Source organism: Flavisolibacter nicotianae (assembly GCF_003628535.1).
Lineage (GTDB): Bacteria > Bacteroidota > Bacteroidia > Chitinophagales > Chitinophagaceae > Flavisolibacter > Flavisolibacter nicotianae.
Genome location: NZ_RBCI01000012.1, coordinates 1 through 20,494, shown reverse-complemented (window position 1 = coordinate 20,494; position 20,494 = coordinate 1). Strand labels below are relative to the sequence as shown.

Genomic DNA, 20,494 nt, shown 5'->3' with positions numbered 1-20,494 from the left:
ACGGCTTTGCGACGGCGGCATGTTTGAAAGACGTCTGCCGAGAACTGCAGCCGATTGATGAGTTAAAGTACAAACTTTTTGAAAAGTCCATACTACTTCCGTCAGCCTAGAACTTAAGATGAACAATGCTCGGAAGCCGATTGACTTTCCGTCGCCCGCCGCTGGCGCAAAGCTAATGTTGTGCGTTCGTGCTTCTAAATTTCAGGTTATCCCAATTTATTTTCTTCTGACTCTTGTATATCTTATTTCTGTGTCCTTTATAATCTTGTTTTGCCTTTCCCGGTAGATCTCCACTCTGTAATGGTCGTTATCCAGCATTTTAAAATGCTCATAGGTTTTCATACTAACCCCTGGTATCAATGTTTCAACTCGTTGATAAATGATTGTTTTAGTAGTTGAATCATACGCCCCTTCTGAATAGGACAGATCGCTTCCAAGGTGATTACCAATTCTCGTTTTAACGAATTCCCGTTTAATATTGTCATATCCTTCAGTCTCAATTTCTTTCGAGTCAACTTCCATGGATTTACCATTTTGGATTGGCATTTGTATTTTTTCACCTTTAAACTCTGAAATAAAATAGCGCCCGCTTGCGAAAGACTTTCTTTCCATGGTTCCCCTAAACGTCACTTCAATTTTATTTGAATCAGGATTGGGATCGCCCGTGAAATGATTGCCAACGAATGACCAAGAGCCCACTAAATTGGATAACAGTTGGTGATATTTACCCGGTCTGGAGTAGTTTACCCATTGCGTAAAAAAGTTATTTTCTGTTGCTGATGAGTCTCCCTTGGTCTGCGCGAAAGCTGCGGATTGTACACTAAATATTACAAAGTTGAAAAGGATTGATTTAGAGAGTTTTGGTAAGCTCATGGTAACCAATTTTACAAATCGATTCGTTGAATGAGAAGGCCACAGCCTTGAATGTTCGCTTAGTATTCTGACTAACGTCTCACAACGGGCTGGTTTGCAGTCCCAGGTCGTCAGTTGTGAGATTAAACTTAGTGATTAGTTTTTTCATTTCCTGCACTTTGCGTTTTCGTTTTTGATCAAGGAACTCATAATTAGTTGGTGGTTGATATGAGATCCCTTTCACGACCATGTTCCAGATGATCACTGCCAACTTTCGTGCGGTAGCGGATACCGCAGCGGCCCTGCCCCGCCGGTATAATACCCTTCTGAAAAAATTGGAGAGATGCGTGTCTTTTAAATTGCCGATGCTATTGGCTGCGTTGCGAAGAGCAATCTTTAGCCGGTTGCTGCCTTTTGGAATGCGGTTGCTCAATACCTTGCCCCCAGAGATCTTGTTATTTGGAGCAAGCCTGAGCCAACACGCAAATTGTTTGGCACAGGAAAACTTTTTCAGTCCAGCATTCCCTACTTCACTCATTAGCATAATCACAGTACTATGACTAACGCCTTCAATGGCCATTAGATCCACACCATCGAAATATTGGTAAGCAAGCTGGTTCAAATCCATGTTCTTTGGGGCATTTTTGTTCACTCGCTTGTATGGTTTGGCTTCAGCATTCAACTCTCTTTTTGCACTGTCACATTCGATTTGTTCTTTGAGCAACAGTTCAATCGCTCTATCACACGCCGCAATTTTCCCACGCACCAATTTATAGAGCTCCAACTCCTGCTGCAAAGCAAATAGGTAATCCTGTCGCTCATTACTCTGAAGTGCCTTTGCAATTTCTTCTTTGGACTTGCGACAGTTGTAGTGCCGATGGGATGCCAATGCTGCTGCATCACTTTCACCCTTGCAAACCGCTTCAATAATGGAAAGGCCCGTTTCGCCTGTTACATCCTTTACCACTACATCGAGCCTTAAATTCAACAGCCGAAGATATTGCTGCATCTTACGAGTGGCATCCGCCGCCATATCAATGAGGTGACTTCTGTGCCTGCAATAGGTACGCAGTTGTTCTGTAGCTGCATCCGGAAGAAAGCTGCCGGTGAGTAGGCCGATGCTGTGGAGCTTCTGAATCCACTGGCAGTCTTTGACATCGGTTTTTTTGCCGTGGATGTTTTTAGTGAACTTGCCATTCACCAGGATAACTTGCAATCCCGCCTCCTGCAATGTGCTGTACAGGTTCTGCCAATAGGTGCCGGTGCTTTCCATGGCAGTTGTGGTAATGCCATTGTCCAGTAACCATTTTGCTAGTGCTTGCAAATCTTCTGCATAGACGCCAAACTGCCGCACGTCATCTTTTCCCTGCCCAATGGCGACATAATGAGAACGACTACCCACATCAATGCCGGCAGCATGGGGATTGATCATTTCCAAGGAGACCTTTTTCTTTCGTGCCATAAACAAAGCGTGTTTTGGTGAATAAAAAATGCTCTATAGGAAATGTATCTTTGAGTAGTAATTATTCTGAACGGGGTAAGTCAACGACTCCACCACTGAAATTATCACAGAAGCCTTTGGTTGGGAAAGAACCAGAGGCTTTTTACATTTCAACCAGAATGACGCAGGGGCTTGAGAGCACCTATCTTAAATCGGCCTTGCTATAGAGCACTACCAAGTTAAACGACCCACGTTAGCTGCAGAAATGATTTTCGTCCCGAAAAATGGGGAATGACGCACAACGAACAGCGCTTTGTAAAGGTGGGGAACTTGGAAAACTTCAGCTTCACTTTTGCACTGGTGTTGATTATTGTTTTGCTGTTGAAAAGCAGCACGCCTGCCCCACTTCTACAAAGCGACCTGCTGGCTGAAGTGCGGTCGTCAATAGCTCTGAATAAGAACGTCAGTTGGGATGCCCAGTGCCTGATGCAGCTGGCGGATCATCTCCAAAGTTAGCTTCCGCTTTTTGCTGAGGATTTCACTGGCCCTGCTTTTCAGGCCGACCACCTTGGCCAGGTCACTTTGGCTATAACCCAGTTGCTCCATGCGGAATTTGATGGCCTCAATTGGGTCAGGATAGCCAATGGGATAATGTTCCTGCTCGTACTTGTCGATCAGAATGCCCAACACTTCCAGTTCGTCTCCTTCCGGTGTGCCGGGCTTTGCATCAAAAATCACTTCCAGCCGGTTCATGGCGGCTTGGTAGTCTTTTTTTGTCTTTATGGGTTTAATGTCCATTGTGTTTAGATTTTTGTTGCGTCAACCTTGTTATACTCGGCATGGGTGCCCACAAAACGGATCCACACCATGCCGTAAGAATAATTGATTTTCACAATCAGTCGGTAATGGTTGCCTTTGATGTTGAACACGACCCGGTTGTCAGCCAAAAAAGAAGCAGTGGGATAATCCCCTTTAATGTCGTTGGGTCCTTTCCAGCCTGCATCTTCCGCTTCCTGGTACCAGGCTTTAAGCTGCTGTTCGCAGTCAGGATGTTTCTCCCAAAAGTCGCACAGTGTCATTTTGGCTATTACTCGCAAATCGTCTTTTCGCCAAAGATAAAAAAAAGTTCCCAAAATGGGAAATCCATTTAGAACGGAGTCTCTTTGAGCGTTTCAGCCAACGTCCAGGGCTTTCTTCTGTGCTGATATTCCGTGTTACTTCAGCCCGGTACTGTCGCTGATTAAAGATAGACGGCTGAGGAGATATTCCAAAGCTAAAACGAAGATCGTCAGTTGGGACTGAAGCCGATTGGCGATATGTCGATGAAGATATATTCTGAAGCCAGCATTGCAGAAAACCCCTTGTTGTAAGCAGCTCTTCTAAATTTCTGCATTCGACCTCTATTAATGTTTATCTATAAAGCCAAGCACTATTTTATTAAATTCAGCCGGATTTTCATATTCCAATCCATGCGAAGCGTTGGGAAGTGTTACACGTTCTTTATTACTTAAACAGCGATCCAGTTCATCTATAATTTTTCTGAAAAAGAGAGGTGATCTATCCCCTTGCAACAATAATACAGGTATTTTTATTTTCTTGAGATCATCACAGTTAATATCAGGGAAACCCATTTTGGGGTAAAGCATAGAGCCTTTCAGTTGCACCGTATTTGCCATGAAAATTTCTCTGATTCTCTGGGGATGCTTGGCTAAATATTGGCTGTCATCCATCACGGTATTGATAAATATTTCAGCCGCTTTTTCGTCTTCATTGTTTTTAAATTTTTCAATACCGGGAAAGACCATTTTCCCAAAATTCGCCTCCAATGTGTCACCACCAGGAATATTTTTCAGCAATGACATTACGGGTGGTTCCGCAAGTATAAGGCTTCTAACCAATTCCGGATGCTCTATTGTAGTTAGTAAGGTTGCAAAAGCTCCGGATGAATGTCCCACCAGGTGAACAGGCTCCAGTTTGAGTGCTTTAAGCAATTCAATAAGATCTTTGGTATTTTGACTAAGCGAATAATCGGCAGCACTATCCAATATTTGCTTATTTGGATACCCATAGCGGAGGCTGTAAGCAATCACCCGATTGTTTCTGGAAAAATCATTCATTTGTGCTTCCCAGGTACGGTAATCGCCCATTACGCCATGTACGAGAACAATCGGATCTCCATTACCTATATCTACGTAATGGATACTGTCGCCGTTAATAAAAACACTTTTCACTTCAGGAACCGCTTGGGTTTCATTGTGTGTAGTTGTGCCAGTATTATTGTTATTACAAGAGCTTAAATAAACCAGCAATAAGAAAAAGCTGAATGGAAAAAGTTTCTTTTTCATATTGCGCTGTTTAAGAATTAATTAATTAACAGCCTCTTGACCGGGTTCCTTACAACGTGGCGAGGCTTTAAGCAGTACGGGAATTTGTTGTACTTCAGCCTGACTTATCTGATGAAGCAAAATAGCAATTCTTCTGTAGAAAATATATTCGGCTGCCCGTATTGCTTGAAGCCTGTGTTATGCGCCTGCTCCATCGACTTGGTTGTTTACCGACCATCCTCCAAAAGGCTTCACCGTTGCAAAAACAGGTTTCCCATCGCTATTTCTGCCAGGGACTGTGCAGGACCAGAGAGAACCTCCTTCATCAGATCGTATGTTTTGGAAAGTCGCTTCCGGAAGGGGAACCTTCATGCGGCCACTCAAGGCGGCTCCCGGTTGACCGGCATAGCTGCCAATACCAATATAAACGAACCGGTTCCCTGCTGGGCCCTGAACAAAAGGACCAGTGATGGTGGGAAGCGACCCATCTGCATCTTTTAGGTGAACAGTAAACTCAAAGGTCAAATCCCGGCCATCTCCGAGTTGAGCCTGCACGGTCTCATAGTCAGGACCCTTACCTTTCTGCAGCCCATAGATGGTCCCCTCAACTGGGTTTTGTAGCACTATTTTCAGGCTAATTTCTTTCGACATAGTTGGAATGGTGGATTGAACCTTGGCGCATAACTCAGCAGCGCTTTGTGAAGGTGGGGTATTTGGAAATATATTGCCTCACTTCTGCACTGCTGTTGAATATTATTTTGTTATCAAAAACTAGCACATCTGCCCCGCTTTCAAAAAGCGTCCTGTTAGCGGCGCCTATTTTGTGTGTAAACCTGCTCCTTTTGTTATCCCTATTTCAATGCCAGTCTTGGCAAAAAAACTCTTTAGTAAGTCGTACTTCCCATCACAAAACTCTCCCGTGTTTACCTTCTTTGAACTAACCCGGTGACCACCGCATTCAAAACAAAGTTCCATGAAGGCGAACGCCTTGCCATGTTTGTTAACGAATAGAATGGCGTTTCTTGGATTGTAACAGCCTGCCCCAGTCATGGTGAATATGCCTCTTCCAAAGCCGGTGTTGTATAGGATGTCAGTCAGGGTATCTATTTGCCTTTCCTCCAGTTGCCTCATTTCATCAAGTGCAGCAAAATCGATAGTGTCGTTTTTCATCGGGAGCCTATTACCGCCAATTTCAATCATACCGTTAACATCTGGTTTGTTGTCAAAGGAGGCCACTATGACTTTAGCAGCACTGTTGAAAGGATAAAAAAGAAGCCTTTGTTTAGATGTGTACTTGTCTCTGTGGACACAGGTATGATTTTTCTCTTCTTGCTGCAGTTGTTTTTGCGTCGGAAATTTCGGAGAAGGTGGCAATCGATGCTTTTGCCCTTTGGCACAGTTCGCGAAAAATGCAACAAGCACAAAAAGAATAATCCTAGTCATTTGTCTTCATATTTAGGTGTACTTCTTTTCGCCGCTAACGGAAAGGGCTTTGCGTTCGTGTGGGCATTCCTTGAACATCTGCCTAAATTTATTACAAAAGTTCAATAAACTTGATTAGTTGAGTCTATGTATGTCGGCCCACATGACGCAAAACCGTTGTTGTGCGTTCGGCATATGTAAGGATACGGTCACGATAACAAAATGCAAATGCTTGTTTACTAGAAACCTTGTTCGATTGTATTTGGTTGCTGTAATTGCAGCTCCAATGCCTCGTGTGCGCTTCTTATGAATTTGCCCAATTTATCATCTTCCCAACTTTTCTCATTGTATGTATTTGCAAATTCAATCCTTATTTTATAAACACCATTGTTTTCAATTTTGTTAAGCTCTTCTTGGTTCAATGAATAAATAGACGAATAGTAGTCAATTTTTTTTGTAGAGATCACAGTAGAGGTAGTCGTCACAGGGTAGCGAGTAGGTGCTGTCACGGTAGATGAATACGCGGAGGACAAATCGACTTGGCCTGTATGTACATTATTGGCAATCAGTTTTAGTACCTCATTATTCCCGAGCTTAATTAAAACAACAGAATTGGTCTCTATCCGAGAGAATGAACTAATCAAAAGGCAATAGTCTTTTGAAACTGGTCCAGAAAATACCGTCAAACTAAAATTGTAAGTTGCATGGCCAATCTTCGTTTCCAATGATTTTGATCCAATATGACGCACATTCCCCTCTTCTCTCCTGTCCCAACTGATTTTTGTTAGTGGAGCAGCGCAAGATGAAAAAGCAAGTGATAATACTAGAAGGCACCTCATTTAAAATTGAAGATAATGCTTTCCGCAGGTTTCGTCAATGCTGACGCACAACGTCCATCGGCTTTCTGCTGTGCTGGTATTCCGTGTTCGGTCAGCCCGGAAGAGAAGCCGATTTGAAAACTAATGTACAAGTTTTATTCTGATGTTCAGTTGCGTTCCGTCTGACGAATATGTAGCTGATAAGCGATTTGTTGTTGATATTTATTCCGTCAGCCAGCATAGCAGAAAGCATTCATGTAAAAGAGTAGCTTACCTGAACTAAACCAAATGGAGGTAAGTTATGAAACAACTTTTTATTGGACTTGACGTTCACAAGAAGTCATGGGCGGTTACCATCCAGGAAGGACAACTGGTACTGAAGCGGTTCTCGATGGAAGCCGATGCCGGTCTGTTGATCGCCTATGTTTCCAAGCACTATCCCAAACATGAAGTGGAGTGCTGCTACGAGGCTTGCTGCCTGGGCTTTGGCATTTATCATGAACTCACCAAAGTCGGCTGGCAGGTGGTGGTGGTGAACCCGGCTGACATTCCCCGGGGCAACAAGCAATCCACCACGAAAACCGATAAAGTAGACAGTGCCTATTTGGCTAAACAATTGGCTGCTGGACATCTCAAAGCCATCTATGTGCCCACGCACAAACAAGAGCAGTTCCGTAGTCTTTTCCGCCGGCGCAATGACCTGGTGAAAAACCTTCGCCGCATCAAGTGTCACATTAAATCGATGCTGCTCTATTTTGGCACTTCCATTCCGCTTCAGTATGATAATATCAATTGGAGCAAAGACTTTATCCAATGGCTTCATAAACAGCACTGGTCCTATACGCCGGCCACCGAGACGCTGAAAAGCAGGCTCTCGGAATACCAGTTTCTCAGAAAGGAATACCTGCACATCTGTAACGAACTCAGAGCCTATGCCCGCAAGCAGTACCGCAAAGAATACTACCTCTTGCGGAGCATTCCCGGTGTCGGTCCCTTTATTGCTATTGGGCTATTGGCAGAAGTGGGTGACATCCGGCGGTTCCGGGGCATTGATAAACTTTCCAGCTACATTGGACTGGTGCCTTCGGTACGCAGCAGTGGCGAGAAAAGTTATACCTGTGGCATCACGTACCGCAGCAAAGGACTACTCCGGAGTTACCTGATTGAAGCTGCCTGGATCGCGGCAAAGAAAGACCCGGTGCTCATGCAGTACTACCAGGAGCGAAAAGGCGCTGACCACAAAAAGCTAATCATCAAACTGGCCGCCAAGACCCTGAGCCGGATCTATCATGTGATCAAAACAGGTGAACCGTATCAGCTCACCCCGCAACCAGCAACGGTCTAGGTGCAGGCTGAAAACACTTCTTTACCTGAAAGTTCTCTTGAAATGCAAACGCAGAGATGAAAGAAACTAACAATAAAAGTGGCGACTGTAAAACATCGTGTGCAGCTACACCCGTAGACTGCTTCCAGAAAGCATACAGCGCCACTTCCTTTACTTTTACAAATGCTTGCAGCGGTTTTATACCGACTGCTGATAGGATGCTGAGACAAAGGTAAGAAGGATAGAAAAACGACCCTGAAAGGCAGCTGGCGTAGGTTTTCAGTAATCAAACGGGAAACGGATTAAGGGTTACGGCAGCTGGCAGGAAGACTATTGTACTGGTGAACGACACATCTCCTGCACCGCATGAAAACTTGTTTTTCCAAACCCTGAAAACCAATGTAACTTTATGAAACCCCCAGCTATCTCTTTACATAGGAACCGCTGTTGGCAGCCGTTCTACCAAACTATTTCATCTCTCTCAATGTCAAAAGAAGTTGCTTGATTTATTCCTGTCTCCTTGAAATTAGTTTGCAAATGATTTTTCTCAACTGTTATCTCATTTCTAATTACAGTCAAAAGTTTGAAGTTGAAATGATTTGCAACACCTGAATTAAATGCAAAGTTCATAGCCCGGTCTTGTTTTGCTATAACACTGGGGTAATATATGCCGTCAGCACTCTCTTTCGCAAGACACAGCGAGAGATTGCAATAAGCTGACGTAATTAAATATGTATGCAAATCACCTGCATCATTCCTAAACTTGCAAAACAAATACCTGTATATTCTCACAAATGCTTTCCTTTCTTCGTCTTGAGATTGAGAAATGAAATCGTCTAAATGACTTCCGTAATACTTGTCAAAAGCTGATGTTCGCAAATTAGCATCTGGCGAAGTAACTATTACTAAGTTGAAATCTCTCTGCGTTTCCCACTGACCAACAGTTACCAATAATTTCTCCTTATTATTGAAACTTTTTGTCCAACTTCTAACCAGTTCTATGTAAGACGTAGGTCTATTCTCTGAACCATAAAGCTTTGACTGAAATGGTTTGTTACAACGAGCATAGGATGAAACGACTTTAGGTGGTGGAATAAAAACATCGCTAACCTTGTTGAAAAATTGCTCATCATTATAGTGTGTTCTGCTTCTACATATTTTTGTACCCTTCTCAACCTTGTCTATGAAAACCGGAAAGCGACCTAAATATAGAAATGTCTTAACTGCTTCTTCATAAGCAAATTCGGCTTCAGGATTAATTTTTTCAAGTGCGTCTATCACTTCTTTAGCAATCGTCTCTGTCATTTTATCTCCATTTTCATTTAATCACATCACCATTTTCTAATACAACTGCCGTAGGCGTAAACCTTGTTTTTAGTGTATTGCCTTCTTGAATTAAACGCTTGATTTTTTCAAACAAGTAGCTGTTCAAATTGAGTTTGTAGGAATTATAATTCATTACTCGCCACTCCTGCTTAGCCGGACTTCTAAGCGGTGTTCTGAACTTGTAAATCAATTCCGTTTTTGTAAGTGTGTCATCATACGCATCCATTATCGAAAGTATTCCTTTACATTCGGTAATATCTTCATCAATTACATGCGTAGCATAAGTTTCACTGTTTGCATTGATAGTTATTACTGGTTCAGGGTTTGAACTGAAGCTGAAAAAGCTTGTATCAGCAGCCATAGAGTTTTCATCGTATCTTATCTTTGGTGGGTCAAAGTTTATCCAGACTACTTCTTCAGGCTTTAGTTCTTTTCTTCTTCGCTCTCTTTCTTTTGCGTAATCAGCTTCATATGATTTGCTTTTAATTTCTAAGTATGCCAGTGTGTAGAATGGAACTTTTACAGGAACGCCCCAAAATAAACCATCTTCCTTCTTTCCATGAGTAAGAAGTAAATCAGCTTCTTTTGTTTCGTACTTATAAATTGTGTCGTTGCCAAATGTTCCTTTATTGGTTGAAAAAACGCCACTGCCATATTTTTTGTCAAGATATGACTTCAATTTCTCGAAATCAGAAGCCTTGAAAATTTCCCAGTGAGTTACTTTGTAGCCATCTTTGCTAACGGTGTCATTGCCAGACTGTGCAAACGGCACGGTGGTTAAACTATAATCATAACTTCTAAGAGGTCCTGTTTTTAGAGCATCTGAATTAAAATAAACTTGAGCTTTGTAAATATTTCCATCTACGTCAATGTTATGATAATAGGTTGTGTCATCACCCTTTACTTCCAAAAAAACTTCTCCATCTTTTACTAATCTGTTTGTTTCGGCTTTCATCAATGTGTCAGACAAACCAAACTTGATGTTCATCAAAAAGTCTTTCCTTTTGCATGATGCTGCTCCAAGTATTAAGAGACTAATAAGGATGATTGATACTAAGTTAACTCTCATGTCAGTCAGTTTAGCAGTGTTAGTGTTTGTTGTCTTTACAATTTACATCGGATGAATGGCTGTATCAAGAATGGCTGCCAACGTTAATCGGCTTTCTGCTGTGCTGGTGTCCAGCGTTTGGTCAGCCGAAGCGTAAGCCGGTTAACGGTTTAGAGTACAATATAAATTCTTTTGATGATTGATGTTTCGTCTGTCCAAACTGTCGTTGGTAGCAATTTGTTGCGGATGTTTCATCCGTCAGCCAGCATAGTAGAAAGCCGCTGTTGGCGGCTGTTGTTGCAGTTAAGGATACCACCGATAGTTTTCCTTGGTCGTGTCAATGGGTTCTTCGTGTCGGTCAATCGGAATGCTAAGTCGCCACTTCGCTAGTTCTTCAGCTTTCGGCTTGATTTTCTGTCTCAGTGCTGCATAGGCAGGGCAAGGATGGTCCCACACCTCTTCGATAAGGACATTGATGATTGATTCTTTGTCAGACAAAGACGTATACTTTGGCAGGTATGTAAGAATCGTGTCCAGTAGGCCTGCGCTTTTTTCGTTTTGCTGTGCCACCAAGGCCTGAATAAAATCTTCTGGGGCCGCTCTATCCGAGGGAAACCCGGAAAAACCGCCCGGCCTTTTACCCGAAAACTTATAAAATTGCCGGTGATGGTAAGTCTGTAGAACGTCAAAATAGGCCGTATCAGGATATTCTTTCAGTAAGCGAAAAGACGTCCTGCTCAACTTCCAGATATTCGCCATCAATCTTTGCTTGATGATGTCGATATCCGCCTGTCGTTTAAACTTGGAAAGTCCGTAGAGAGCGTACTCAAGGTCGCCAAAAGGCACTTCGTCGCCACCATAAGGATCTACACGCCGCTGACGTGTTGCCATGTCCTTAATGAAGGGGTAGTATTTTTGTTGTGGCTCCAAGTCCTCCAAAATGATATACGCAGACCGCAAAAAGTTGTGTTTGGTGAGGACTTGGTCAACTGTCTTGGCCTTTGCTTCCTTTGTTTTCCAGGCTGCTTCCTGCAAAATGTCGTCTGAAACCTTTCTATCCCAGATGCCAAATTCTCCTGCGTCCGTGAAAACAAGGGCTGTGTCGTCAAGATGCGCCATTAGTATATCAAAATGATTGAAGGACTTCCGCTGCAGCATTTCCCGGAAAGCTGTGGCCCGAAGAATTGGATGCTCAGACATGCCAAGACGTTCAAGTTCCGCATCAGTTGCCATGTGTCGTAAGGCGCTGTCGCTGTGCATCACAATCCCCTTGTCAACTATTTTTACCAAATAAGGCTGAAGTTTTTTTCCGAAGTCTTTGATGGCATAGGGATATTTACTGCTGTTATTGCAGGAATAAAAGATGAACATCAACAGAAGAGTGGTAAGTTGTTTTGGTTGTAACATAAGCTTAAAGTCTCACATTAATTGGCGAACTGACAATAGCCGCCAACGTTGGGGCGGCTTTATGCTGTGCCAACACGAACTATAAATTATTAACCTGCCTTACAGGCATAGCATAAAACCGCTTGTTAGGCGCATTATTCAAAAGATGATAGACATACAAAAAGCCTCATATCAAGAACTATTAGCCGAATGGGAATTGTGCGATAGCCTGTGGAGCAAATATTCATGTGATTGTTTTGGGTTCTACATTTCAGCACTTGGGCGAAGGATAGTAGAATTGGGCGGGTGGCCTGCTCGGTGATTGCGCCTAACAGTAGTGTTAACGAATAATCCGAAACTAAACAATTTTCCTAAGCTGTTCAGTTTCATCACTTGCCCCTTTCGTTTTATTTTTTCTGCCGTTTCGTTTATCCAACTTACCCCTCCCAGCTTTTGCCGGCATACAGCGCGTCCAAAGGGTTGACGATGGTGATGAGCTCTTCTTTCTTCACATGCAAATACCGCTCGGTGGTTTTGATGCTAAAGTGTCCCAGCAGGTCCTTGATGTAGCGGATGTCAATGCCTTTTTCCAGCAGGTGTGTGGCAAAGCTGTGCCGGAGTACATGAAAGCTCACCCGCTTTTGAATGCCTGCCTTTTGCCTTGCCTGATGAAAGATCAGTTGAGCACTGCGTGCGGAGTAAGGATCTCCTGGTCGGTCTCCTTCAAACAAATAGAGCTGGGGCCGGGGCTTTGCTTTTTTCAGATAGGCCCTCAGCACGTCCAGGAGCAATACGCTAAGGCCTACATAGCGGTCCTTTTTGCCCTTTGCCTGTTCGATTCGGATCTGCATGCGGCCGCTGTCCACATCGGCAATCTTTAGATTCACTACTTCTGAGACCCGCAGGCCAGCACTGTAGGCGGTAAACAGTAGCGCCTTATGCTTGATGTTGTAAATAGCGGAGAACATCCGTTCCAGTTCCCGCTCACTGAGCACTTTAGGCAGTAGGTGTGGTTTCTTCGGACGCGGAATCTCCCAAAAGAACTTTTCGCGACGCAGCACCTGTTCAAAGTAAAACTTCAGGGCATTGAGCCTGCTGTGGGCTGAGGCCTCGCTGATGCCCTCCTTTTCCATGGCATAGACCATGTAGCGGCGAAGATCATCCGGCGTTAGTTCATTGGCTGGTTTTGATTTCAGCAGTTGCAGCAGTTGCAAAAACTCACTTCGGTAGGTTCGAATGGTGCTAGGACTATAGGCCCGCAGTTTCAGCTCCTGAACAAAGTGGTTAAGTGCTGCTAGATTTTCTTCACTGAGGTGCCAGGCGGGTGTATGAGCCGGCAGGGTACGGGAGAAACAGGACTTCTCTTTGCCTTTCTGTTTTCTAGCGGTATCCTTCGACGCTACAAGGCTTTCCTGGACGACATTTTTTCTTGCGAGATACTGCGCCAGTGCATGGTAGTCGATTTCGGCTAGCGGACGCAGGGCAGTCACAACGGCATCGTACGAAGCTTTGCCCCAAGGCATGTACCACACGCGGTGGGTCCCACTCCACTTGACACCGGCAAGCTTTCGGATAGCGTCGTTGAGCTCTCCGATTTTGGGTGCCTCAATGGCAATGGTTTCTTTGCCGCGGTGGTAAAGTGGGTGAAGGGAAACGGTAGCCATATGCTGACGGTTTGGTCTGTCGCGGCGTTGTCTCTGGGTACCACTTGCAAAATAAACCTTCTTCTGTCCTGCTCTGCTTATGTGCCGTTGATTGCCCCTGACAGCCAAAGGCATCAGTCACAAACCTGTGTTTTACACGGATGAAAACCGCGCTTTGGGCAAAGCGCTGCTCTTCCTCACTCACAGGCAAGGAAACGCAGCAAGCGGCTGGTGCACCATGCAGTACAGGCAAGAACAAATCTATTTCGCCAAGCCTCATCAGAAAATACCCTTTTTGGGGGATAAAAGGAACCCACTGCCGTGTTTCGCACAGCATTTCCGCAAGTTCCGGTCGATGGAAACGCGTTTGGGATCGTCAAGGTCATTATCGGTTTTTGAAAAGACAGGCGAAACGGAGCAACAAAATGTCACCGGTTTTTCGGTTGCGACCTACAGAACCGCCCTGTTTTCCTGCATTAACGCGCTGAGCAGGCTAAGCTGCAAAAGGTCTTTCCATGCTGCTTTTTCAGGACTGTGTATTGGGTTGGCAGCAAGGTCATTTTCCTGGTTAACATGTCCTTACTTGTGGCAATGATGAAAAACGCCTGTTCTTCCCGGTTAACACCGAAAAACGCACCACAACACCCGGAAAAATGCGGCCAGTGCAGGTTTTAGGGTTTTTGGTCAGCTGTCAGTTGCCGGTTTACACGCAAAAACACCAAATCCGTTTTGCGTAAACAGGTGAACCCACCTGTCTTTACCGGTAACCGCCTGTTCTTAGAGGTTTACACGCGTTTGCTTTTGTGCAAAACCGCTTTTCCTTTGCTCCTTCTTCCTTCAATTAAATACAATTGAACGACCGGGTAATGCCAATTGATTTGGCACTCTTTGTCCAGCACATTTTGCTTCAGGCTTTGTTTGCGTTGTACCCGCAGACAGCAAAAAAGCCTTCGTTATCCTGAGGCTTTGACGTTGCACACAGCGGATGTGCCAAACGCTCGATTGACTGAGGTGGACTGGCTTAGTGCTTTTCTTCTTTCGCCTGTTGCTTTATATGAACGAACACAAGAAGAGTGATGGTCACTGTCACGCCCAGGCTCACCCACAGCAGGGTGTTGGCCCGTTGCAGGCGTTGGAGTTCGCCGGTCCTGCCAGCGATAAAGTCCAGAAACGGTGTGTTGTCAACGGGTGTATACATGATCAATGATTTGAAAGGTGTCGTCATCCAGCTGGTGGACCTGGTGATGCAGAAAGGAAAAGAACGGACGGCCGGCGGAAAGCCCCGTTTCCACCGCCCGGTACAGGGCAATGCCGTATTGGTTCAGGTCGTCCACCCGCACCCGCTCTCCTTTGGCTTTTTTTAAAATGGCCAGGGCGCGGGAGGTTTGCTTTTGATAGGCCACCAGTTGGAGATATGGCTGGTCAGCCTCGCTTCGCTGCGCATTGTGATAATCATCGCGGCAGCTGCGCACCCTGCCATCCACAAGCACCGTTCTGGGGCAAAACTCGGTGGCCCCGTGCGCCTGATCCGCGATCGGCGTACCGCAGTGGCGACATTTCCGCCCAGCAGTGTAGGTTTTTAGATCTTCATGCATATAATAGTTTTAAAATTTAGATACTAACATCCCATCACACCAGTTTAAAAGTTCGCCTCGCAGTACATTTTTGCAGATTATAACTTGATCCTTATTTGGTTCTTTTTGGCAGGAATAGCATTTTTTTCAATCGCAGCCAGTACGTCAGAGAGCTTGTAATAAATTTTTCCCATCAGGCGTGAATGTTTAATTAAACCCTCCTGTCTCCAGGTTGCCGTCGTACGCTTTGATACGTTGAGCATTGAACGCAGTTCGACATCATCCAAAATGGTCTCTTCTGCAGGACGCCTCGTTTGCTGAATCTCCAAAATCAATTCCTGGAAGAACTCAACGAGTTCAGGATAGCGCTTTTGTAGAATTTCATAACTCTGTGCCATTGGTTGCGGTTTGTATTCGCAATCATACCAATGCTTTAGGTGATGAGCAATTTCTTACATGCAATGCGTAAATGACTTCACGCAATGATTTCCTCCGACACCCGCACCCAAACTCCATTTTACGTTCAAACACCATTGTGCAAAGATTTTAACTGAACAAAGCTTTTATCCGGCTCATATCCGCTTTAATCTTGGTCGCAATGATTTTTGCATAGTGCTGCGTCTGGGTTAGAGAGGCATGCCCCAGCATGCGGCTGACCGTTTCAATGGGTATACCGTTCGACAAGGTAACTGTGGTGGCAAATGTGTGCCGGGCGAGGTGCATATGCAGCGGTTTTGCGATCCCTGCTTTTTCACCGATAAGCTTCAGGCGTTGATTCATCTTCTGATTCGAAGAGACCCGCCACCGAAAATCCCTGAAATCACCTGTTATGCTGTACTTCTGCAAAATAGTGATGGCTACCGGAAGTAAGGGAATGATACTTTCCTGCCCTGTTTTCTGGCGACATTTTCGAATATGATAATTCTCATCATCATCCCTGATAATATGCAACCGTGATAACTGCTTGATATCGCAATAGGCAAGTCCGGTATAACAGGCAAACAAAAAGATATTGCGGATTCGGTCCAGTTCTGGCGTTAGTGCCACGGCTTTTAAAAATGAAATTTCCTCGTTTGTCAAAAAATCTTTTGGTACAGGCTTCTTCCGAAACTTCACTTGGCGAAACGGATCCGATTTAACGGTCCCACCCCGAATGGCCGGCATTAAAACGGTTTTAAAAAAGGTGAGGTATTTTACCGCCACATTGTGCGAGATCTTTTTTGTTCCTTTCAGGTATTGAAAGTAACGTTCCAGGAAGAGGCCGTCAATGCGGGCGAGGGGATAGTTTTTGATCTTGTATTCAGTAAACAGAAATTGCTGCACATGGGTGGCGCTCCGCCGGTACTTGTCATAGGTGGCCGGTGTGATATCTACCCCCCTTCGTTTGCGAAGGTTCTCCTTTTCCTGTTCCAGATAGTCCATCAACAGCTCGGGCTTTTCGTCCTCTCCTTTTATTTTACTCACCAGTTCATCGATGGTAAACGCAAAACCGGAATACTTCAGCTGGTTGAAGGCCTCGTGTGCACTGCGTTGGATCGCATCCAAATTGTCATTGAAAACATTGGTTTGTTTGTTCAGCCGGTGAAGTCTGCCGGCTTTGGGATTCCATTGGTCCTTGTGACAATAAAGTCCGGTAAAAATATCCCTGCGTTCCCTGTTCCAGGTGACACGAAGCACCAGGGCACTATTGCCTTCTGCATTGGTGCGGGTTGTACGACAGAGAAACGAAAAACGAACGGTTAATAACTCCAGCATATCATCAAGTTTTAATGACGGTGTAAAACTCTTTTGCTGGGTGTACTTTTAGACGTGCAATAAGAAGCAAAGCGCGGCAAGTTGAAGACCGGGGGGTTCGGGAACCACTTTTCTGGTCTCTGAAAGTACACCAAAAAAGTGGTGTACTTTGCAGGAATTTGCAGTTATCTGCATTTTTCATCAACTAAAAAAGCATGGAATTCAGCGAATTGCAGGCTTTTGCAAATAAAAGTGCGGAGACTGAGGGATTTACCCCTACTCCATAATCAGTTTCCTATCAATAATATAGAGAAACTTAGCTTTTTGAGTCCCGATTGAGTCCCTTTTCCAGGTTACTGTAAATCGTGCTATAAAGGTAAGAAAACAACGCCGCTTTACTGGTAAAAGTGAACTTACTGTTTGTAATAGAATTGAAAAAAAGTGAGCAGAGGCAATGCTTTCCTTCAGTATGGCTTAACAACTAACTAAACGACAACTCTGACAGATCGAAACTCGCAAAGCTCTTTTGCGTTTACTGTAAACTCTCACCCATATCAGAAGGCTGGGCCTTAAGTTCCTCCAGGCCCACTCAAATTATTTCACTTTCCGATAAAACTTTGCAATGGTATTGTCTTGTAACTGCCGGTATTTATGACAGACGTGTGTAGTACGCCTGGTTAATGCATCACTTCCATTTGCTCCCCGACCCACTCCCTCATTTTTCGGTCTCGGAACTGGAACCACCTTTCCCGGTAAACGCCAGCGCCATCAATCTGCGCCTTGAAGTGAGCAAAAGGTTTTTTTTGATCAATCGCTCTTAAAAGCCTGTCCTTTAATGGCAGATCGTTAAGGGTGGAAATAAAATCTTCCATCACCCGAAAGGATTCATGTGGCTCCATACCCTCAATTTCAAGGTATTTCTCCCTCTCCTTTCTGATAGCCTGGATTTCCTTTTTCCACATGGAGGGTTCAAAGCTTGCGCACCTGTCTTCGTTTGGATAAGTGATCAATTTATGGGTCTCGCGGTGAAGAAAAACCCGGAAGCCGCACTCCAACCAGTCGGCAATTTCCTGAACCGTCTCTTGTGGAACCTGGGTCATGAGAATGCAGGTTTTACTTTTGAATAAGGGCTGCCGCCGTCGGAAGGGGCGGCACCGGCAGCTCCATTGCCCTATAAAATTATACTTTTTACCGCTTGTTCGCCAGCTGAATGGTGGACCATTCAGCCAGCTTTCCAGTAAGCAGCTGTCATGGCAGCCGCTCAGAGGATCTCGGTGGTAATGGCTTTATTGGCCCTTGCTTCCCGATAATCACCTTCCAGGCTTCTTTTGATTCCTGGGCCCAACAAGACGTCGTACGGCTGAAGAAAGCCGTCGTAAATGATCTTGTTTGCGTATGGAACAAGCGTGGTCCTGCACAAAGCCGGAAAGGTGCTGAAAAAGACCGGGAATGGGTCTGACAAGGCTTTCACCGCGTAAACGGAGCTACTATTTGTATCCATAAAGACCGCATGCTTGCTCAAGCACCTCAGGATGACGAAATCGCCTTGGATGCTCCTGCGGAAGTTATTGAGAATCTGCAGGTCTGCTTCTGTGAGCCTTTCCTGGTTTTCCCTGATGTAAGTGTCCAACAGCTCTCCCATGTTTCGATAAAATGCTTCCCGACAGCGAAACTTTCGGTCAGAATGGTAGTCGAGAAAAGCCGTAAAACTTGCCTTCGCAGGAATAATGTGTTCCCTGAGTCCTACAAAGTACAACAGTCCGAGGTGTGTACTTATGTACTGGTGGTATTCGGCTGTGTCGAGCGTCACTGCAATATTTTTTGTCTGCCTAATACGCCAAAGTCCTTCCTCAACTGCGGTACTGGCAGCTCAAGCGTTAAATTAAGACATTGTGTTTACAGATTGTTCGTCAGCCTCAACTCAATTCGTCTCGCCGCTATTTTGGCAAGTCTTAGTTGGCAGCGGACAGTAAGGTCGCCGTCAAATGATATACTCTCAACCGACCGTAGCCGGACCGTGTTTTAAACTTCCTATTCTGAAATATTACTGATTATGGATAATAAGCTCTCCGCGGTCATTTACAATTTTCTTCAAGACCGTTTTCAACTGGGTGAACTCATTTTTCGACGGTTTGATCTCTATGTCGTATATATGATTGTCCCGATACAATAAAAATCTCTCCGGATGTAGCTCGATTCTAAAATTTTGCAATTCTCCCGATCCCGTTTCGTCACTTGTTTCAAAATAATAATAATCCTTTTCAAATTCATCTTCTGGATAGCTTCTCTGAAGCATAATATACTTGCCAATTGACCCTGCACCTTCACTTGGCGTCATTTTTCGGAGAACCGCGGAATCCTCCTCATTATACTCGTCTCGATTTTCAGAAAATGAAATATTACATCCGAATTCGTCATCATTAATTGATATATCCAGACAGAGAAATTTCATATTTGCGGATAAGCGTTTTTACTGGTTTGATGCTAACGTTTTAAAGCTTTAGGCAGTAGTGGCATTCATTTATATTCAGCCTCACTATTGCACAAAAGCTGAAAAAAGATATTTGGTTCAGCCCATGCGGGCAAGCCACTATTGCCAAAAGCTGCTGTTGTGTGTAGTTCTATTTATTCCAGACTGCTTTTGGTTTAAAAGAAATTGGAAGCGGGAAAGCATAAATTTTTATTGTCGTACGTGAAGTGTCGTTGGGATTACCTAACAGGTGTGAACCCATATACTGAAAGTTCACTAAAATATCACTACCTGGCTTTAATCCCTTCATAAATTGGAAAATTGAATCCCAGCGACTTGGCATATCCCTTTTGAAATTCAAAGTATACTGAAATGCAATATCATTATTACTATGAAGTTCAGTCGTAACAGCTAAGCCATTTATTATTACAGTGTCTACATGCACTTCAACACTGTCAACGATATCTTCTGATAGATAATCAAAGAATTTTTCATTGTATTTATTGATTATACTGTCTTTCGATATACCTACACCAATATTATATTCTGTCCGAAAGCTATCAACGAGTGCTTGGATTCGGCTTTGTGAATGTGATAAGTAGTTAACTGACTTTGTTGGTGAACCCGTTTTAGAATCATTATTGCACCCGAATAAAACAAACATAGCAAAAATGAGAATTATTTTCATTGAGTCTCGATTAAAGCTTCAGTCGTTGGAGTTTGAAGAATTACACACAACGGACCGCAGCTTTTGACAGGAGCGGTCCTTGGTGATTCATTGCTGCACGAATGTAGTGCAGCCCAATAGCATTTCCAATGCCCAGCCCTGGTACTGCTGCCGCTCCTGTCAAAAGCTGGTGTTGGCCGATGCCCTCGCCTCTTGCACTGTCGGAACCTTCATATCTACCTGGCTGTAGGAACTGCTCTTGCTGTAAGTCGTCCAATAAGGGAAAGCAGGATAAAGCAAGAAAACGTGCATTGGCTTGACTGTACCCATAGGGTTTTGGCCAACGTCGAACTGCTTTCCGCAGCAGCGATATTGGCAGTTCTGTCTTAGAATAAAGTTATAAAGTAAACTAATTGTTCTTCAATTTCATAGTAGCATTTCAGCCGCTGTTGTGGAAAGCAACTG

The 20,494-nt window shown here is 44.2% G+C and carries 21 protein-coding genes; 1 reads left to right on the top strand and 20 read right to left on the bottom strand.

Features of this window, described 5'->3' with window-relative positions:
* Nucleotides 1-216: 216 nt before the first annotated feature.
* From D6024_RS21570 to D6024_RS26885, 8 genes are all read right to left on the bottom strand, one after another.
* Nucleotides 217-873: a DUF1579 family protein gene (locus tag D6024_RS21570; RefSeq protein ID WP_121356898.1), complete on the bottom strand. Its 657-nt coding sequence runs from the start codon at nt 871-873 to the stop codon at nt 217-219.
* Between the two features lie 79 nt (nt 874-952).
* Nucleotides 953-2,314 carry an IS110 family RNA-guided transposase gene (locus D6024_RS21565; protein WP_121356897.1) on the bottom strand — a complete coding sequence of 454 codons (1,362 nt, stop codon included), beginning with the start codon at nt 2,312-2,314 and terminating at the stop codon, nt 953-955.
* Between the two features lie 420 nt (nt 2,315-2,734).
* Nucleotides 2,735-3,091: a helix-turn-helix domain-containing protein gene (locus tag D6024_RS21560; RefSeq protein ID WP_121356896.1), complete on the bottom strand. Its 357-nt coding sequence runs from the start codon at nt 3,089-3,091 to the stop codon at nt 2,735-2,737.
* 5 nt (nt 3,092-3,096) lie between these two features.
* Nucleotides 3,097-3,372 (bottom strand): type II toxin-antitoxin system HigB family toxin, encoded by a 276-nt coding sequence (locus D6024_RS21555; RefSeq protein WP_240410116.1) that lies wholly within the window; start codon nt 3,370-3,372, stop codon nt 3,097-3,099.
* Between the two features lie 324 nt (nt 3,373-3,696).
* Nucleotides 3,697-4,638 carry an alpha/beta fold hydrolase gene (locus D6024_RS21550; RefSeq protein WP_121356895.1) on the bottom strand — a complete coding sequence of 314 codons (942 nt, stop codon included), beginning with the start codon at nt 4,636-4,638 and terminating at the stop codon, nt 3,697-3,699.
* Nucleotides 4,639-4,815: 177 nt separating this feature from the next.
* Entirely contained in the window at nt 4,816-5,268 is a 453-nt protein-coding gene (locus tag D6024_RS21545) for a DUF5990 family protein (RefSeq protein ID WP_121356894.1), read from the bottom strand.
* Nucleotides 5,269-5,433: 165 nt separating this feature from the next.
* Complete coding sequence (locus D6024_RS21540; RefSeq protein WP_121356893.1) at nt 5,434-6,060, bottom strand: hypothetical protein; 627 nt, start codon at nt 6,058-6,060, stop codon at nt 5,434-5,436.
* 218 nt (nt 6,061-6,278) lie between these two features.
* A complete protein-coding gene (locus tag D6024_RS26885) occupies nt 6,279-6,764 on the bottom strand; it encodes a hypothetical protein (protein ID WP_162944924.1) in 486 nt (161 codons plus the stop codon).
* Between the two features lie 394 nt (nt 6,765-7,158).
* On the opposite strand from D6024_RS26885, the gene D6024_RS21530 reads away from it, so the two are divergent.
* Nucleotides 7,159-8,202 (top strand): IS110 family RNA-guided transposase, encoded by a 1,044-nt coding sequence (locus D6024_RS21530; RefSeq protein ID WP_121356891.1) that lies wholly within the window; start codon nt 7,159-7,161, stop codon nt 8,200-8,202.
* A 438-nt stretch (nt 8,203-8,640) separates the two neighbouring features.
* Here D6024_RS21530 and D6024_RS21525 read toward each other — a convergent pair whose 3' ends face one another.
* The 12 genes from D6024_RS21525 to D6024_RS21470 all read right to left on the bottom strand — a co-directional run bounded on the left by D6024_RS21525 (nt 8,641) and on the right by D6024_RS21470 (nt 20,050).
* Nucleotides 8,641-9,486 (bottom strand): hypothetical protein, encoded by an 846-nt coding sequence (locus D6024_RS21525; RefSeq protein ID WP_121356890.1) that lies wholly within the window; start codon nt 9,484-9,486, stop codon nt 8,641-8,643.
* A gap of 13 nt (nt 9,487-9,499) precedes the next feature.
* Nucleotides 9,500-10,576 (bottom strand): hypothetical protein, encoded by a 1,077-nt coding sequence (locus D6024_RS21520; protein WP_162944923.1) that lies wholly within the window; start codon nt 10,574-10,576, stop codon nt 9,500-9,502.
* Between the two features lie 282 nt (nt 10,577-10,858).
* Nucleotides 10,859-11,962 (bottom strand): hypothetical protein, encoded by a 1,104-nt coding sequence (locus tag D6024_RS21515; protein ID WP_162944922.1) that lies wholly within the window; start codon nt 11,960-11,962, stop codon nt 10,859-10,861.
* A 416-nt stretch (nt 11,963-12,378) separates the two neighbouring features.
* Nucleotides 12,379-13,605 (bottom strand): tyrosine-type recombinase/integrase, encoded by a 1,227-nt coding sequence (locus D6024_RS21510; RefSeq protein WP_162944921.1) that lies wholly within the window; start codon nt 13,603-13,605, stop codon nt 12,379-12,381.
* A gap of 1,000 nt (nt 13,606-14,605) precedes the next feature.
* Nucleotides 14,606-14,782 (bottom strand): hypothetical protein, encoded by a 177-nt coding sequence (locus D6024_RS26880; RefSeq protein WP_162944920.1) that lies wholly within the window; start codon nt 14,780-14,782, stop codon nt 14,606-14,608.
* Nucleotides 14,766-15,179 (bottom strand): hypothetical protein, encoded by a 414-nt coding sequence (locus D6024_RS21500; RefSeq protein WP_121356885.1) that lies wholly within the window; start codon nt 15,177-15,179, stop codon nt 14,766-14,768. The genes D6024_RS26880 and D6024_RS21500 overlap by 17 nt, the downstream gene beginning before the upstream one ends.
* 77 nt (nt 15,180-15,256) lie before the next feature.
* Entirely contained in the window at nt 15,257-15,556 is a 300-nt protein-coding gene (locus D6024_RS21495; protein ID WP_121356884.1) for a helix-turn-helix domain-containing protein, read from the bottom strand.
* A gap of 148 nt (nt 15,557-15,704) precedes the next feature.
* The gene (locus D6024_RS21490) at nt 15,705-16,913 is read right to left on the bottom strand and encodes a site-specific integrase (RefSeq protein ID WP_121356883.1); all 1,209 of its coding nucleotides are present in this window, start codon (nt 16,911-16,913) and stop codon (nt 15,705-15,707) included.
* A 656-nt stretch (nt 16,914-17,569) separates the two neighbouring features.
* Nucleotides 17,570-17,992, bottom strand: a complete 423-nt coding sequence (locus tag D6024_RS21485) for a UPF0158 family protein (RefSeq protein ID WP_121356882.1) — start codon at nt 17,990-17,992, stop codon at nt 17,570-17,572.
* Between the two features lie 161 nt (nt 17,993-18,153).
* On the bottom strand, nt 18,154-18,702 hold the full coding sequence (locus D6024_RS21480; RefSeq protein ID WP_121356881.1) for a hypothetical protein: 549 nt from the start codon (nt 18,700-18,702) through the stop codon (nt 18,154-18,156).
* A gap of 234 nt (nt 18,703-18,936) precedes the next feature.
* Nucleotides 18,937-19,344, bottom strand: a complete 408-nt coding sequence (locus D6024_RS21475) for a hypothetical protein (protein ID WP_121356880.1) — start codon at nt 19,342-19,344, stop codon at nt 18,937-18,939.
* Nucleotides 19,345-19,513: 169 nt separating this feature from the next.
* Complete coding sequence (locus D6024_RS21470; RefSeq protein ID WP_121356879.1) at nt 19,514-20,050, bottom strand: hypothetical protein; 537 nt, start codon at nt 20,048-20,050, stop codon at nt 19,514-19,516.
* Nucleotides 20,051-20,494: the final 444 nt, after the last annotated feature.

Excerpts from the sequence above, each read along its gene's own strand:
- D6024_RS21570 (WP_121356898.1), bottom strand. The coding sequence starts at position 873 with ATGAGCTTACCAAAACTCTCTAAATCAATCCTTTTCAACTTTGTAATA.
- D6024_RS21565 (WP_121356897.1), bottom strand. The coding sequence starts at position 2,314 with ATGGCACGAAAGAAAAAGGTCTCCTTGGAAATGATCAATCCCCATGCT.
- D6024_RS21560 (WP_121356896.1), bottom strand. The coding sequence starts at position 3,091 with ATGGACATTAAACCCATAAAGACAAAAAAAGACTACCAAGCCGCCATG.
- D6024_RS21555 (WP_240410116.1), bottom strand. The coding sequence starts at position 3,372 with ATGACACTGTGCGACTTTTGGGAGAAACATCCTGACTGCGAACAGCAG.
- D6024_RS21550 (WP_121356895.1), bottom strand. The coding sequence starts at position 4,638 with ATGAAAAAGAAACTTTTTCCATTCAGCTTTTTCTTATTGCTGGTTTAT.
- D6024_RS21545 (WP_121356894.1), bottom strand. The coding sequence starts at position 5,268 with ATGTCGAAAGAAATTAGCCTGAAAATAGTGCTACAAAACCCAGTTGAG.
- D6024_RS21540 (WP_121356893.1), bottom strand. The coding sequence starts at position 6,060 with ATGACTAGGATTATTCTTTTTGTGCTTGTTGCATTTTTCGCGAACTGT.
- D6024_RS21530 (WP_121356891.1), top strand. The coding sequence starts at position 7,159 with ATGAAACAACTTTTTATTGGACTTGACGTTCACAAGAAGTCATGGGCG.
- D6024_RS21525 (WP_121356890.1), bottom strand. The coding sequence starts at position 9,486 with ATGACAGAGACGATTGCTAAAGAAGTGATAGACGCACTTGAAAAAATT.
- D6024_RS21520 (WP_162944923.1), bottom strand. The coding sequence starts at position 10,576 with ATGAGAGTTAACTTAGTATCAATCATCCTTATTAGTCTCTTAATACTT.
- D6024_RS21515 (WP_162944922.1), bottom strand. The coding sequence starts at position 11,962 with ATGTTACAACCAAAACAACTTACCACTCTTCTGTTGATGTTCATCTTT.
- D6024_RS21510 (WP_162944921.1), bottom strand. The coding sequence starts at position 13,605 with ATGGCTACCGTTTCCCTTCACCCACTTTACCACCGCGGCAAAGAAACC.
- D6024_RS26880 (WP_162944920.1), bottom strand. The coding sequence starts at position 14,782 with ATGTATACACCCGTTGACAACACACCGTTTCTGGACTTTATCGCTGGC.
- D6024_RS21500 (WP_121356885.1), bottom strand. The coding sequence starts at position 15,179 with ATGCATGAAGATCTAAAAACCTACACTGCTGGGCGGAAATGTCGCCAC.
- D6024_RS21495 (WP_121356884.1), bottom strand. The coding sequence starts at position 15,556 with ATGGCACAGAGTTATGAAATTCTACAAAAGCGCTATCCTGAACTCGTT.
- D6024_RS21490 (WP_121356883.1), bottom strand. The coding sequence starts at position 16,913 with ATGCTGGAGTTATTAACCGTTCGTTTTTCGTTTCTCTGTCGTACAACC.
- D6024_RS21485 (WP_121356882.1), bottom strand. The coding sequence starts at position 17,992 with ATGACCCAGGTTCCACAAGAGACGGTTCAGGAAATTGCCGACTGGTTG.
- D6024_RS21475 (WP_121356880.1), bottom strand. The coding sequence starts at position 19,344 with ATGAAATTTCTCTGTCTGGATATATCAATTAATGATGACGAATTCGGA.
- D6024_RS21470 (WP_121356879.1), bottom strand. The coding sequence starts at position 20,050 with ATGAAAATAATTCTCATTTTTGCTATGTTTGTTTTATTCGGGTGCAAT.